Origin of the sequence: Sulfitobacter sp. R86518 (genome assembly GCF_042466275.1) — a bacterium.
Taxonomy (GTDB): Bacteria; Pseudomonadota; Alphaproteobacteria; order Rhodobacterales; family Rhodobacteraceae; genus Sulfitobacter; species Sulfitobacter pontiacus.
On sequence record NZ_JAXHCA010000005.1, the window covers coordinates 872,449 to 886,061 of the forward strand.

At 62.4% G+C, this 13,613-nt stretch carries 11 protein-coding genes; 5 read left to right on the top strand and 6 right to left on the bottom strand.

Annotated features, from left to right (window positions below; all coding sequences use genetic code 11):
• Positions 1–191: 191 nt before the first annotated feature.
• The 5 genes from SJY36_RS05085 (at position 192) to SJY36_RS05105 (ending at position 8,516) form a co-directional block, all read left to right on the top strand.
• Entirely contained in the window at positions 192–2,492 is a 2,301-nt protein-coding gene (locus SJY36_RS05085) for an Ig-like domain-containing protein (protein ID WP_386173441.1), read from the top strand.
• Between the two features lie 89 nt (positions 2,493–2,581).
• A complete protein-coding gene (locus SJY36_RS05090; RefSeq protein ID WP_386173443.1) occupies positions 2,582–3,667 on the top strand; it encodes an Ig-like domain-containing protein in 1,086 nt (361 codons plus the stop codon).
• A gap of 135 nt (positions 3,668–3,802) precedes the next feature.
• A complete protein-coding gene (locus tag SJY36_RS05095) occupies positions 3,803–5,110 on the top strand; it encodes a TolC family protein (protein ID WP_386176447.1) in 1,308 nt (435 codons plus the stop codon).
• A complete protein-coding gene (locus SJY36_RS05100) occupies positions 5,107–7,329 on the top strand; it encodes an ATP-binding cassette domain-containing protein (RefSeq protein ID WP_386173445.1) in 2,223 nt (740 codons plus the stop codon). The genes SJY36_RS05095 and SJY36_RS05100 overlap by 4 nt, the downstream gene beginning before the upstream one ends.
• On the top strand, positions 7,326–8,516 hold the full coding sequence (locus SJY36_RS05105; protein ID WP_037963187.1) for an HlyD family type I secretion periplasmic adaptor subunit: 1,191 nt from the start codon (positions 7,326–7,328) through the stop codon (positions 8,514–8,516). Before SJY36_RS05100 ends, SJY36_RS05105 begins: the two co-directional genes overlap by 4 nt.
• Before the next feature lie 60 nt (positions 8,517–8,576).
• On the opposite strand, the gene dtd is transcribed toward SJY36_RS05105, so the two are convergent.
• From dtd to SJY36_RS05135, 6 genes are all read right to left on the bottom strand, one after another.
• The gene (gene dtd, locus SJY36_RS05110; protein ID WP_386173448.1) at positions 8,577–9,023 is read right to left on the bottom strand and encodes a D-aminoacyl-tRNA deacylase; all 447 of its coding nucleotides are present in this window, start codon (positions 9,021–9,023) and stop codon (positions 8,577–8,579) included.
• A 1-nt stretch (position 9,024) separates the two neighbouring features.
• The gene (locus SJY36_RS05115) at positions 9,025–9,699 is read right to left on the bottom strand and encodes a nitroreductase family protein (protein ID WP_386173450.1); all 675 of its coding nucleotides are present in this window, start codon (positions 9,697–9,699) and stop codon (positions 9,025–9,027) included.
• Positions 9,696–10,826, bottom strand: a complete 1,131-nt coding sequence (locus SJY36_RS05120) for a TFIIB-type zinc finger domain-containing protein (protein ID WP_064217395.1) — start codon at positions 10,824–10,826, stop codon at positions 9,696–9,698. Before SJY36_RS05120 ends, SJY36_RS05115 begins: the two co-directional genes overlap by 4 nt.
• 66 nt (positions 10,827–10,892) lie before the next feature.
• Entirely contained in the window at positions 10,893–11,447 is a 555-nt protein-coding gene (locus tag SJY36_RS05125; RefSeq protein WP_386173453.1) for a cytochrome b/b6 domain-containing protein, read from the bottom strand.
• A 42-nt stretch (positions 11,448–11,489) separates the two neighbouring features.
• The gene (locus tag SJY36_RS05130) at positions 11,490–12,608 is read right to left on the bottom strand and encodes an SPFH domain-containing protein (protein WP_386173455.1); all 1,119 of its coding nucleotides are present in this window, start codon (positions 12,606–12,608) and stop codon (positions 11,490–11,492) included.
• Between the two features lie 33 nt (positions 12,609–12,641).
• Positions 12,642–13,601 (bottom strand): DUF2927 domain-containing protein, encoded by a 960-nt coding sequence (locus tag SJY36_RS05135; RefSeq protein ID WP_386173457.1) that lies wholly within the window; start codon positions 13,599–13,601, stop codon positions 12,642–12,644.
• Positions 13,602–13,613 lie beyond the last annotated feature (12 nt).

The following is a 13,613-nucleotide window of genomic DNA, read 5'->3' on the forward strand; positions in this document are numbered from 1 at the left end:
AGGCAAGAATGTGGCGTTCCACTTTAACCTTGGCTTTTATGTGTCTAAGCGGCTACCTTCTGCCTCAATAATACGTTTCGTTTTTTACGACGGACATAATCAGGCGGCTGCACGATGCGATCAACGCGTTGGCGGTCATAAAATTTCTCAGGTGTCGCGCGCAGAATGCGCACCGAGGTGGAGCAGATATTATGAAGACGATAGATTTCGTCGTTCGCGATCAAGCGGGCGCATTGCAGCGTGGCACGGTTGCGGAAAACGCAAACTTCCATGTTATCCAGGCGACATCAGGTCAGGAAATCTCGCTGAACCTGCGTCAGACCGATTTCCAGTCGCATCAGCGGTCGGGCAACGACCTTGTGCTCACGCTGAATGACGGGTCGGTCATCACCATCGAGAATTACTTTAACGAAACCGGTGCCGCGAACCGCCTGTTCATTTCGTCGGATGGCTATCTGAACGAAGTCGCATTCGTCGAGGCCGAAGGCGGCGGGCTTTATGCGCAATACGGCCCGACCGAGCAGTGGGGCAAATGGAGCCCCTCTGACGATCTGATCTATCTGGGCCGCAGCGATGTGGCGTCTGTGCCGGGCGGTGTCATGCCGGGCGCGGGTGACGACGAAGTGTCGATGTTGGCGGCACCCTTGCTGGGCGGCGTCGTTGGCGGTGGTGGTGCCGCGGCAGCAGCCGGTGCGGCGGTTGTCGGCGGGGCAGCTGTCATCGGTGGTGGCGGCGGTGGTGGCAATGGCGGCAGCCCTTCGGTCGCACCTCCGTTCGTGAATGAACCCGACGCAACCGGCACGGTCGGCGGCGACGGCGCGGTAGAGCAGGTCGTTGTCACCGGCGGCGGCGAGCCCGGATCGGATGTCGTGGTCACCATCGGCGATAAAGAAGTCACAACAACAGTTGGCGACGACGGCACATTCGAAGCCGTGTTCGAAGGCGATAACTTCCCCGACGACGGCACCTATGAAGCCGAGGTCGTCGTGACCACGGACGGCAATGAGATCGTGCTTGACGGGCCGAGCTTTGTCATCGACACCACAGCCCCCACGGTCACCATGTCCGAAGGCACGCAGAGTGTCGGCGACTTCTTTAACGGCGAATCCTTTGCGAATGGCGTCACGCTGACCGGGAACGGTGAAGCGGGCGCGACCGTTGACGTGACCGTCGCGGATGTCACACGCAGCACCACCGTCGGCGAAGACGGCACATGGTCCGTCACATTCGAACCCGGCACGCTGCAGGGGGGCGAATACGAGACAGAGGTTCTGATCAAGACCACCGATCAATACGGCAATACCTCCACCACCACCGAAACGCTGGTGGTTGATACCATCGCACCGACTGTCGCTGTGACATCAGGCACGCAATCCGTGGGCGACAGCTATAATGCCGCCTCGTTTGGCAACGGTGTCACCCTGAACGGCACGGGTGAGCCCGGTTCGACTGTGCAGCTGACCATCGGTGGCATCACCCGCACCGCAACTGTGGGCGACAACGGCACATGGTCCGCGACATGGCAGGCGGGCACCTTGCCCGAAGGCGAATACGTCAGCGATGTCACCATCGTGACCACCGACGCTTTCGGCAACAGCTCCACCTCGACCGAGCAGCTGGTCGTCGATACCGTCTCTGAAGTCGCGATTGCGGCGGATACTGTCGAAGTTGACGGCGTGATCAACGCGGCAGAGCGTGGCGACGGCGTCACGCTGACCGGCACATCGCAGCCCGGGTCGACCGTCCAGGTCACCTTTGGGGGTGTGACCCGTGACGCGGTGGTTGACGCAAACGGCAACTGGTCCGCGGATTTCGCGGCCTCCGAAATCCCGACGGGCGAGACGACGGCGACAGTGACCGCAGTCGCGACCGATGCGGCGGGCAACACGGCCACCGCAACCGGCCAAGTCGATGTCGATACTTTGGTCAACAACCTTGCCTTCACCGGCCAGACCGGCGGCAGCGACGGGGTCGTGAACGCGGCAGAGGCGGCGCAGGGTATCGTGATGACCGGCACGGTTGAACCCGGCTCGACTGTTATGGTCCAGCTTGGCCAGGTGTCGCGTGCGGCCACGGTTGCGGCGGACGGCACATGGACCGTCAGCTTCGCCCCCAGCGACATCCCCGCAGGTACCTACACCAGCACAATGACCGCCACCGCCACAGATGCGGCAGGCAACGTTGATAGCGTATCGCAGTCTGTTTCAGTCGATACCGAAGCCGGTTCGCTGACCATCAGCCCGCTGCCGATTGAGGGCGACGACGTGGTCAACGCGGCCGAGGCAAGTGACGGTGTGGCGATCTCGGGCACCGCCGATGCGGGGGCTGTTGTGCAGGTCACGCTGGCGGGTGTCACCCATACGGTTGTTGCAAATGGCAACGGTCAGTGGACCGCCTATTACGCCGCGGGCGAGGTCGCCCAAGGCGTTTATACCGCCGACATCACCGCAACCACGACCGACGCGGCGGGCAACAGCCGCAGCGCCTTCTGACAGCGTGCGCGTGGACACCCGCGTCGACAATCTGTCGCTGAACACCGTCGAAGGCGATGACATCGTGAGCGGGGCAGAGCGTCTGGCGAATGGCGGCGTTCTGGTCACCGGCACCTTCTGAAATCGGCTCGTCTGTTGTCGTGTCGCTTGGTGCGGCATCGGTGAACGGCGCGGTGGATGCGAATGGCAACTGGTCCGTCACCTTTGCGCCGGGTCAAGTGCCCGAGGGCACGATCAACACCACCGTTTCGGTCAAGGCAACGGATGCCGCGGGCAACTCTGCCACGGCAAGCCACGCGGTGTTGATCGACACGGTCGTTGATCCGCTCGACATGAACCAAGCGGGCGGCAGCGACGCTGTGGTCAGCGCACGCGAAGCCCAGACCGGCATTGATCTGAACGGTCAGGTCGAGGCGGGATCTAGCGTTGTGGTCAACTTTGACGGCACCAACTACACCGCCTTTGTGGACGGTGCGGGCAACTGGTCGGTCACGATCCCGCCTTCGGAAATCCGTCAGGGCACCTATGACGCCGACATCTCTGTCACCGCGACGGACCATGTGGGCAACATCGCGTCGATCTCCGACACGCTCGCAATCGATACCTATGCGCCCGAAGGCCCCGTCATCGCGTCCTATACCCGCGACGGCGACGGTATCCGTGGCATCTCGACCGAGATCAGCCCCGATACGCTTGAGGTGCATCAGGTGAACGCAGACCGCTCCATCTCGGAAGTGGAATCGACCAGCTTTGACATCGACGCCATCGGCGAGCGTAACTTCCAGTTCGAAAGCAATGTGCCAGACGGGTCCGACCTGATTGTCACAGCCACTGACGCTGCGGGAAACTTTTCCGGCACGTATCTGGCGCTGGATGATGAAGCGGCGAACACGCAGTTGACCCTGACCAACCCGAACCTGGGAAACTACAACATCGAAACCGTTGATCTGCAGTTCGCCGAAGAGGCGCATCTGACGATCACGGAAACCGCGCTGGTCAACCTGTCGAGCAATACGAACGAACTGATCATCGACGGGCATAACGACGACACCGTGACGATCACAGGCGCGGTACGTGGCGGTTCAGAGGTGCGTGGGGATCAAACCTATGACATCTATACACTGGGCGACGAAGCCACGCTGATGATCGACAACGATATCAACGTCATCGTCTAAAGATTGCACCGCGCCCTCTGTTCAAGGGGGCGCGGTTGGCACACGCAGGCGGCAACGACCGCAGGCGTTTCCAGAATAAAAAACCGGCACGTTAAGGGCAGGATAATGAGGCAGAGTGTAAAACGGGCAGGGGGCATGTGCGCAGCAGCGCTGGCCCTATCCGGCTGCATGTCGGATTTCGGCAGCGGTATGATGCCCGGTGACCTGATGCAATCTGACATCGTTACCCGGTTCCGCACCCCCGATGCCTCGCAGGCGATCAAACCCACCTACGCCGAAAAAATCACCGCAGACAGCCAGATCATCCAGGGTCTGGCGCTGCGGTCTTCTGTTTTGCCCGATGACACCGTGTCGGATCAGGTGGCCTCTGCCGTGTTGGCCGCCAACAGCCGCACCGCCGAGGCAGAGCTGCGCGCCGCCACCCTCCGCTCTGAAGCGGCAAGCAAGAACTGGTTGCCCAAGATCGGGCCGCAGGTCAGCCTGACATCCTTGGGGTCGCTGGCGGCCAATCTGGTGGTGGATCAGGTGCTGTTTGACAATGGCCGCCGTGCGGGTGAACGCGCCTTTGCCGTGGCCGATGTCGAGGTCGCTGCCGTGTCGCTGGCGCAAGATACGAATGACCGCGTGGCGACCGCGCTGAAGCTCTACACCAATGCGATCGAGGCGCGCGATACCGCCGCGCTGAACCGTGTCGCGCTTAAGGATATGACGCATTTCGAATGGGTGATGCAGGAACGGGTCAAAGGCGGCGTGTCCGATGTGTCCGACCTGACCATTCTGCGCCAGAAGCTCCTTGAAATCCGCGCCACGCTTGATGCCTCCGTCGAACGCGAAGCCACGTCGATGTCCGAGCTGAACGCCATGTCGATCCGCCCGCTGGATACGCTGCACGGCTTGCCCGAAGTGCCCGTGAACAGCTTTGCCGGTGCGCCTTTGTCCGTGGTGCGTGCCGAGGCCGAAAAGACCCGCGCCATCGCCGCCGCCAAGGTGGAACGCGCCGGATTGCTGCCGGGGTTGTCGGCGGGTGCGACCATCGGTGAAGGGGGCGGCGCAGGGCTGAGCCTTGAATCGGATCAGCTGCTGGGTCTGGGCACCAAAGCCTCGCTTGATGCCTCGGCCATGGCCGAGGAAACCGCGACCCGCAAGGTCCGGCAATCGGTCGAGGATGCCAACCGCGCGCTGCGCCGTCTGGAAAAGCAGCTGAGCGCCAAGACCCGTCAGGCCGCCGAAGCAGCGACCCTTGCGGCACAGGCCAAACGCAACCTTGACCTGTTTCAGGAACAATATGACGCCGGTCAGCGTCAGGTTATGGATGTCGTCGGCGTCTACGAGACCTATGCGCGTCAGCAGCAGTCGCAGATCAGCCTCAAGTACGAGGCCGTGCGTCTGAAGATCGAGATGGCGCAGATACAGGGCGTGTTGGCGGACGGGAGCGCGATTTGACCCAGAAGCCGACCTTTACGCTGACAATCACCAACGGCAATCAGGGTCGGATGGCGGCGGCGGATGCAGCCCGGCCCAAGGCAGAGAACGCCAACCGCCCCGAAGACCGTCTGATGGCGCGGGCCAAACTGGCCGCGACCTATGCCGGATTGCTGGGCGTCACCACCGCGCCACGCGACATCTTTGAAATCGTCGCCACCGCCCCCTTGCAGGGCAATGATCCGCAGGTAGAGGCCGAAGCACTGGCCCGCGGGATGGAAAGCGCCGGACTGGTAACACAAGTCAGCCGTGCGCGGGGGATCTCTAAGGATATGTGGCCTGCGCTGGCCTATATGACCTCGGGGCAGGTCTTGCTTGTCATGGGGCAGCAGCGTGGCGATCTGATCTTGTATGACACGACGTGCACCGACAATCGCGCGATGGTGCCGATCAGCGATTTCAAACCCTTCTTTGCGGGGCTGATCCTGCGGGCCGAAGCCTCGCTGAAAACGGTGGCCGAAACCCATAAGACCGATGGCGCGCCTGCGCATTGGTTCTGGGGGCAGTTCCCGCGCTTTCGCCGCCAGCTGATAGAGGTCGCGACGGGGTCTTTCGTGGCCAACCTGCTGGCCGTCGCTGTGGCGCTGTTTTCCTTGCAGGTCTATGACCGCGTGATCCCGCATCAGTCCGAAGCGACGCTTTGGGTGCTCGCCGCCGGTGCGGGGCTCGCGTTGCTGATGGAAGCTTTCCTCAAGATGGCGCGGGCGCGTCTGATGGATGGGGCAGGGCGGCAGATCGAGCTGTCAGTGCAGGACATCCTGATGCGCCGGTTGCTGGGGATGCGGTCCGACACGCGCGGCCAAGCCCCGAACCAGCTGTTTTCCGCGATGCGCGAATTCGGATCGGTGCGTGAATTCTTTACCGCGTCGACCATTGGCACGATCGCGGATATCCCCTTTATCTTCGTGTTCCTCTTCCTCGTGGCCAGCATTGCGGGGAATGTCGTCTGGGTGCTGGTGCTTGGCGGTATCCTGATGCTGGTGCCGGGGTTCTTTCTGCAAAAGAAAGCGATCCAACTGACGCAGGAGACCCAAGGCGCGTCGACCAAATCCTCGCGGCTGCTGCACGAGGCGATATTCGAGCTTGATACGGTCAAGACCCAAAGGGCAGAGGACCGCGTGCTGCGCCTGTGGACCGAGCTAAACACCCTGTCGTCCGTCAAATCGTCAGAGCAACGCAAGCTCGCGTCCTTCCTCACGTTCTGGAGCCAAGGGGTTCAGCAGGCCACCTATGTTGCGGCGGTCATCGTGGGCACCTATCTGGTATTTGCGGGGGAATTTACCGTGGGGTCGATCATCGCGGTCGGTATCCTGACGGGCCGGACGCTGGGGCCGCTGACGCAACTGTCGGGCACGATGGCGCGGTGGGGCAATGTCAAAGGCGCGCTTGACGGGCTCGACACGATTGTCGCCGCGCCGCAGGACACCGCAGAGGCGCGCACCTATCTGCGCCGTGAAAAGCTGAAAGGCCAGTTCGAACTGCGCGATGTGATCTTCCGCTACGAGGATGACGGCGCACCGACAGTGGATATCAAAGCCATGTTGATCCAGCCGGGGCAGCATGTCGCCGTGCTGGGGGCCAATGGATCGGGCAAATCGACATTGCTGAAGATGCTTAGCGGGCTTTATGCCCCGACCGAAGGGCGCATTCTGGTGGACGGCACAGAGCTGGGCCAGATCGAGCCGCGCGATCTGCGCCGGCTGATCGGCTATCTGGGACAGGACGTACGCCTGTTCTCGGGCACGCTGCGCGACAACCTGAACCTCACCATGCTGGAGCGCGACGACGACCGCCTTCACGCAGCCCTTGATTTCGCAGGGCTGGGGCCGTTCGTGCGCAACCACCACAAGGGGCTGGACCTAGAGATCAAGGACGCGGGCGCCGGCCTGTCCATCGGGCAGCGTCAATCCATCGGCTGGGCGCGCCTGTGGTTGCAGGATCCGGCGATCTGCCTGCTGGATGAACCCACAGCAGCGCTGGACCAAAGGTTGGAGGCAACGCTGGTCTCGCGGTTACAAAGCTGGATGGCAGTGCGCACCGCGATCATCGCAACCCACCGCGCCCCGATCCTTGCGCTGACCGAACGCACGCTGGTGCTGCAGGATGGCCGCATGACCATCGACGGGCCCAAGGAAAAAGTGCTTGCCCATCTGGCGGGACAGAAGGGGCACGTCGCATGAGCAGTCTCAGCACCACGCCACTGGGCGCGCAGATGACGGGGCAGATGCGCGGGCCATCCATGGTGATCTGGCTTTGCGGCGCGTCGGTGCTGGTCTTCCTGCTGTGGGCTGCCTTTGCATGGGTCGACGAAATCGTGCGCGCCGAAGGGTCGATGATTTCCAGCTCGCGACCCCAGATTATCCAGAACCTTGAAGGTGGTATTCTGGCAGAGCTTGCCGTGGGCGAGGGCGATCATGTGGAGAAGGGCGACGTGTTGGCCCGTCTGCATGGCACCCAGTTCCAATCCGCAGTGGACGACCTGCGCGACCAGATCAGCGCCTTTGAAATACGCCGTCTGCGCCTGGAGGCAGAGCTGGCCGGACAGTACGACTTTGACGTGCCCGACGCCTATGCCACGCGCACGCCCGATATCGTCGCCTCTGAACGGGCATTGCTGAAAGCGCGGCAATCGGACTTTGTCTCGCGCTCCGAAGGGGCGGGGCGGGTGCTGACCGAAGCCACGAAAGAGCGTGAGCTGCTTGAGAATATGCTCAAGAAAAAGATCGTTTCGCTGATCGAGGTGACGCGCGCGCGCAAGACCCATGCGGATGCGCGGATCAAACTGGACGAGATCGTCACCGGCACAGAGCTGGAGCGTGCGCAGGAATATTCCGATGTGCTCAAGGAACTGGCGACGCTGAAACAGAACCTCAAGGCGAGCACGGACCAGTTGAACCGCACCGTCCTGGTCAGCCCCCTGCGCGGCATCGTCAACAACCTGAGCGTGACCACCATCGGCGGCGTCGTGCGCCCGGGCGAGGAGATTTTGCAGATCATCCCGTTGGACGAAGAGCTTTTCGTCGAGGCCCGCGTCAAGCCCGAAGACATCGCCGGCGTGCGCCCCGGCCAAGAGGCGACGGTCAAGCTGTCGGCCTATGACTATACGATCTATGGCACGTTGAAAGGCACGGTCAAATTGATCTCGGCCGATACGTTCAAGGACGAACGATCCCGCGCGCCGGATGGGGATCCGCACTATAAGGTCACGTTGCAGGTGGACACAGAACACCTCACCCCGCGGCAGGCGTCGTTGCAAATCCGACCCGGCATGCAGGCGAGCGTGGAGTTGCACACAGGGTCAAAGACGGTTCTGCAGTATCTGTTGAAGCCGCTTTACAAGTCCAAAGAGGCGTTTCGGGAGCCGTAGGCGGGACAAGGGGGGCTGTCTGCCCCCCGACCCCCCGAGGATTTTGGACCATTTGGAAGATCAGGGGTTTTCTGTGTCGAGCCAGAGGGTGACGGGGCCGTTGTTGGTGAGCGCGACGGACATATCGGCTCCGAAAGAACCGGTTTGGACATGAATGCCGAGGGCGTCGACGCAAGCGATGAAATCTTCGTATAGCGTTTTGGCCTGATCGGGCTTGGCGGCCCGCGAGAAACCGGGGCGGGTCCCGCGGGAGGTATCGGCGGCAAGGGTGAACTGGCTGACAATCAGCGCGCTGCCGCCCGTATCCGGCAGGCTGCGGTTCATTTTGCCAGCATCATCCTTGAACAGACGCAGCTTGGCGATCTTCTGTGCCAGCGTCTGCGCGGTCGCATGTGTATCGTCGGGCATGGCGCAGACGAAGATCAGCAGCCCGTGTTCGATGTGACCGATGATCTGGCCGTCGACAGTGACCGAGGCGTTGCTGACGCGTTGTAGGAGTGCGCGCATATCAGGATTTCCAATCGATGATGTCTTCAGGGGTGGCCCGCTGCGTGCGGAACCGGTTGATCGGTGCCGCGTCATCCGCATAGCCAAAGGAAATCGCGCAAAGGATCAGGCGGTCTTGCGGCAGGTCGAAATGCTGTCGCACGGTGGGCGCATAGGCAGCGATAGCGGCCTGGGCGATGGTGGCCACCCCAAGCGCCGTTGCCGCCAGCGTAAAGGCCGTGACAAAGCCGCCGCTGTCCATTGCCCCGTAAGCCCCTAGCTCAGCCGGGGCGGTCACGATCGCCACATGGGGCGCGTCAAACAAGGCATAGTTCCGCATCATCTGCGCCATGCGGCCCGCATGGTCCGATTTCTCGACCCCGACGGCGTCATACAGCTGGAACCCGCAGGTCCGCCTCCGGTCGCCGTAGACGCCGCTGTAAGAGGTCGGCCAGTCCAGATCGGGGGTGGGGGGCGTGCCTTTGGCAATCTCTAGCGCCAAGGCGTCGCGGAAGCGGTCGGTCGCGGCCCCTTTGGTGATGGTGAGCTGCCAAGGCTGCGCATTGCACCACGACGGCACGTGGCGCGCTGCGTCGACGATACGGGTGATGATCGCGTCGTCGACCGGATCGGGGCGAAAGGCGCGGCACGAAGAACGCGCGCGCAAGATGTCGGTGAATGTATCGATCTGGGTCATTTTTGGAGCGCCATAAAATAGCCAACGACCCCGGCGACAATCAGGCCAAGGATCACGGCAAAGGTGATTTTCACAGCGGAATAGGGGCGTTCGCCCTGTACGCTGCCTGTGCGGCCGTTGACCACAAAACGATAGGTCTTGCCGCGGTACTTGTAAGCTGCCAGCCAGACCGGCAGCAGGATATGTTTGAACGTCACATCGCTGACCTGCGTCTGGATATTGTGGATGCGCTGACGGTCGCCGCCGATATCAAAACGCACATCGCGCTGGATCATCGCGTCCATCACCTCGCGTGCCTGTGCATAGCCTTCATCAAGCGTCACCGCATAGGCTTCGGCGCGAAACCCGGCGAGGTATTCCGGGGCATAGGGTTCAAGGGCCGCCAGATCCCACGGGGCCAGCGCATCGGTGAACCTTTTGGGGAGCGATTTCGACGCCAGCACCAGCACATCATCAAAGAACCGCGCCACCCGACCCGAGGTCGCCCGCCAGCGGATTTTCGGCACCTGCTGCTGCACCCGTTTGCCGTCGCGCATGACGGTCTGGGTGACGTAATAGACCGTGCCCCTTTCGCCCGAATAGCTGGAGCGCGTGTCGGCGTCATAGGTCCAGTAGGGCACATAGATGCCTTGCATCTTGCGGCCCTTGCGCGCGTATTCCTGCAGGCCATTGGGGGCAAACCACAGGCTGCCCAGCCAGTCGGTCATAGCATCGCGTGCTGTATCCTCGGTCAGGCCAAAGGGCAGCACGGCACGGGGTTTGATATGGCGGTTCACCCCTGTATCGATCACAACAGGGGTCGCGCAGAACGGACATTCGGTGGCGTGTTTGCCGGGGTCGAACTCTACCTGTGCGGCGCAGTTGGGGCAGGTTGTGACCCGTGTATCCTCCATCTGCGATTGGGGGAGAGCGCTGGCCAGAGCGGCCTGGAAATCCAGCTCGGCGATCGGGTTATGCACGCCGCGTGTGCCTGAAATCTCTTCGGTATTGCCGCAGTGGTCGCAGACCAGCAGATATCTTTCAGGATCAAACCGCAGATCGGACCCGCAGGTGTCACAGGGGAACCGGTGTTCCTCGGTCGGTGTGGGGGGCAGGTCGGGGTCGTCAAAGCCGGTGCTGGCGGGCATAGAGCTGTCCTTTGGTCAGGCCTGCCCCAGACATAGGGCAGTGCGCCCCCTGCCGCCAGAGCAGGGTCACAAAAAACGGTGCAGCACTTTCGGAGCCATGATGCGCAGGGCGTTGTCGTGCAGGCGAAGGTGACGCCAGATGTGAAACGCGGCATGGGCCAGTGCGATGCCTGCAAGAGCGTAGAATTCGATGCTGTGGATCAGCCCGACGAGGTCGTTGGCGCGCGGCATATCAAGGGGCACGGCAATCGGGACAATCCCACCAGCCCAAAGCTGAACGGTCGAGGTCACCCCGATCAGCAGCCCTGTCAGGGCGACGCCAAAGATACCCCAGATCAGGGTCTTATGCAGCACCGGATGCATCCAACGGGCCCAGCCCCGAAGCTTGGGGCCGGGGCGCCCCAGCAGGCCGCGCCGCATGTAGGACACCCACCACAGCAGTGCCGCGCTGACAAAGACCAAACCCATGACCGAATGGAACCGCACCGCCGCAGGCCCGATCCGCGCCACATCCGCCGGCTGCACCAGCAGGAACCAGATAAACAGCGGCACCATGCCCCAATGCAAAAGCTTTATCAGGGTCCGACGGTGGGGCAGCAAGGGGCGACGGCGTGGGGTCATAGCCTAGACACGCGCGTTGCCCGTTCCAAGTTTCACAGAGCCTTACGCAGGCGGCGGCGGGGGCGGCAGCACGGTAAAGAGCTGCGCCAGCTCGGCCACATCGTCTGCTTTCAGCCAGCCATCCTGACCGGGGGTCCAGACATAGGTCTCGCGGGTCAACCCGCCATCCGTGGCCATGCGGCCCAATGCGGCCTTTGAAAACGGGCCCTTGGTTTGGCCGTTCTCTGCCAGATGCCAGACCTTTTCAGGTTGCGGCGGGGGCGGTGGCGTCTGTGCAGCGGGGGCCGCAGCCGCGGGGCGCGGGCCCCACGGGCCTGCCTGCGCGGCGGCGGCCTGGCCCATCTGCATGCCCAATCCGGCGCCCAGACCGGTCTGCATTGCTGCGCCCGCAGCGCCCTCGCGGCCCAATGCCTCTGCCGCCTGGAACTGCGTGAACTTGTTCAAATCCCCGATCACCCCCATCGACGACCGTTTGTCCATCACCTCCTCCACGGCGGGGGGGAGCGAGATGTTTTCGATGTAAAGTTCGGGGATGGTCAGCCCGTATTCTGCAATGGTGGCCGAGATTTCGGTGCTCACCAGTTTGCCCAGCTCACGGGTGTTGGCGGCCATATCCATGACCGGAATATTGGACAGCGCGATGCTGCGCGAGAATTCCTGCACGATGATATTGCGGATTTGATAGCTGATCTCGTCCATGGTGAATTCACCATCGGTGCCCACGATTTCGGTCAGGAACCGCGCGGGGTCCGACACTTTGACAGAGTAGGTGCCATATGACCGCAGGCGCACGGGGCCGAATTCAGGGTCGCGCACGATGATCGGGTTCTTGGTGCCCCATTTCAGATCGTTGAAACGGGTGGTGTTGACGAAATAGATCTCGGACTTGAAGGGGCTTTTGAAGCCGTGATCCCAATGCTGCAGCGATGTCATGATCGGCATGTTGTTGGTTTCAAGCATATAAAGGCCGGGCGTGAACACATCGGCCAGTTGACCTTCGTGGACAAAGACAGCGGCTTGCCCTTCGCGGACCGTCAGCTTGGCCCCGTATTTGATCTCGTGGCCTTCGCGCTCGAACCGGGACACCATCGTGTCGCGGGTGTCGTCCGTCCAATGGATAACGTCGATGAATTGGCCAGAGAGAAAATCGATAATACCCATGTCTTGGTCCTTTCGGGGGAGGTCGGTGGCGGGTTAAACGGGCCCGCCGATCAGTTCGAACGCGATCTTGCGGGCCACGGGGGTTGCCTCTTCGGCGGTCATGCCGGCGTGCAAGCGCGGGTCATAGAGCATTTTCAGCAGCAGCTCGTCGTGACGGGTGAGCAGCGCGAATTCATCGTCATCGTTAAAGATCGACGGGCGTGCGGTCGGGCTGTCGTTGGCAAGGCCAAGGCCCTGCGCAAGTTCTTCATGGATACACGACAGCCGCATAAGCGAGGGGTTCTCGGCACGGATGACGGCGACGGCAGCGGTATAGGTGCTTGGGTCCGCGCCACCGGCATAGGCGGCGACGATGCAATAGGTATCGCGGCGCAGATCGCTGAGCGCGGCAAGGCTTTCGGCGGTCACACCGGGGATGCGTTCGGCGGCTTGGGCGAGGGCGGCAGGGCGGTCATCCTCGCCCGCGATAATCACCATAAAGTTCGGCTTGCCGCCCACGGTGATGGAATGCTGCGTCGTGGCGGCGAGGCGGGTGGCATAGTCGCGGATCGAGGCCGCATCGCGGTCACGTTCGGACGGGGGAACGCTGTCGCCAAAGACGACCTCCATCCGGACGGGGCGTTCCCAGCGGCGCATGGGGGTCTTATCGCCGCGTCCGGTCAGGGTGGCGTTATATTCGTTGTAAAAAGCGATCTGTTCAAAGTTGCGCACCAGCATGTCGGCGGTAAAGGGCGTATCCTGCCCGCCACCATCCCGGCGCAACAATCCCTGGCTCAATTGGGCCTGCTGCACCTGGTTGAAATAGCTGCGCAGCTTGGCGCTTTTTTGCGACGTGGGTTTGGCCACCACGGGGGGCGGGGCCGGCGGTGTGTCGGGGCGCGCGATGGGTTTCAGCGTCGGTTCAACAGGGGGCTGCGGGGTGCAGGCGGCCAGCGCGGCGACCACAGCCACCGTGCCGATCCATCCTGTTCGCCCCAACCGTTGCCATACCATATCGCGCGCTCC

Excerpts from the sequence above, each read along its gene's own strand:
- SJY36_RS05090 (WP_386173443.1), top strand. The coding sequence starts at position 2,582 with ATGGCGGCGTTCTGGTCACCGGCACCTTCTGAAATCGGCTCGTCTGTT.
- SJY36_RS05085 (WP_386173441.1), top strand. The coding sequence starts at position 192 with ATGAAGACGATAGATTTCGTCGTTCGCGATCAAGCGGGCGCATTGCAG.
- SJY36_RS05135 (WP_386173457.1), bottom strand. The coding sequence starts at position 13,601 with ATGGTATGGCAACGGTTGGGGCGAACAGGATGGATCGGCACGGTGGCT.
- SJY36_RS05115 (WP_386173450.1), bottom strand. The coding sequence starts at position 9,699 with ATGACCCAGATCGATACATTCACCGACATCTTGCGCGCGCGTTCTTCG.
- SJY36_RS05125 (WP_386173453.1), bottom strand. The coding sequence starts at position 11,447 with ATGACCCCACGCCGTCGCCCCTTGCTGCCCCACCGTCGGACCCTGATA.
- SJY36_RS05130 (WP_386173455.1), bottom strand. The coding sequence starts at position 12,608 with ATGGGTATTATCGATTTTCTCTCTGGCCAATTCATCGACGTTATCCAT.
- dtd (WP_386173448.1), bottom strand. The coding sequence starts at position 9,023 with ATGCGCGCACTCCTACAACGCGTCAGCAACGCCTCGGTCACTGTCGAC.
- SJY36_RS05120 (WP_064217395.1), bottom strand. The coding sequence starts at position 10,826 with ATGCCCGCCAGCACCGGCTTTGACGACCCCGACCTGCCCCCCACACCG.
- SJY36_RS05105 (WP_037963187.1), top strand. The coding sequence starts at position 7,326 with ATGAGCAGTCTCAGCACCACGCCACTGGGCGCGCAGATGACGGGGCAG.
- SJY36_RS05095 (WP_386176447.1), top strand. The coding sequence starts at position 3,803 with ATGTGCGCAGCAGCGCTGGCCCTATCCGGCTGCATGTCGGATTTCGGC.